1 protein-coding gene is annotated in these 605 nt (G+C 63.3%); it reads left to right on the top strand.

Going from position 1 to position 605, the window contains the following annotated elements; genetic code table 11:
- Positions 1-54 precede the first annotated feature (54 nt).
- A partial coding sequence (locus CH266_RS17920; protein ID WP_141214551.1) for a helix-turn-helix domain-containing protein occupies positions 55-605 on the top strand: 551 nt, incomplete at its 3' end.

Here is a 605-nt window from a genome sequence, read left to right as displayed (position 1 = left end):
GACCTCCGGTATCGGTGTGGTTACCACAACTGCACCGACAACCGAGAGGTCCTCGTGTCACACGCTAATGCCTTGCTCACCCCGAAGGGGCGATTGAAACTCGCGACATCGATCGTCGACGACGGATGGTCGATCCGCCGAGCGGCCGAACGATTCCAGGTTTCACCGACCACAGCCAAGAAATGGGCCGATCGATACCGCACCGGCGGCCCACCGGCAATGGCCGACCGCTCGAGCAGACCCCACCACAACCCGAACCGGACACCGACCCGCACCGAACGCCGAATCATCAACCTGCGCTTCCTCCGCCGGTGGGGACCACACCGCATCGGCTACCACCTGCACATGCCGCACAGCACCGTCTCAGCAGTCCTACGCCGCTACAAAATGCCGCTGCTTCGTCACCTCGACCAGAACACCGGACTTGCTGTACGACGCCCGCAGCCGCATCGCTACGAGCATCCCGCTCCCGGGGATCTGATCCACATCGACATCAAAAAGCTCGGCCGAATCCCCGACGGCGGCGGACATCGCAAGCTCGGCCGCGCGATCGGAAAGCGGCACAACAAGAAACAGGGCCGCGGTTACTCCTACGTCCATCACGC

The sequence above is a fragment of the Rhodococcus sp. 06-1474-1B genome (assembly GCF_002258885.1).
Lineage (GTDB): Bacteria > Actinomycetota > Actinomycetes > Mycobacteriales > Mycobacteriaceae > Rhodococcoides > Rhodococcoides fascians.
Note: the sequence above shows the minus strand (reverse complement) of the source record. Positions and strands in the feature narration are given on the sequence as shown.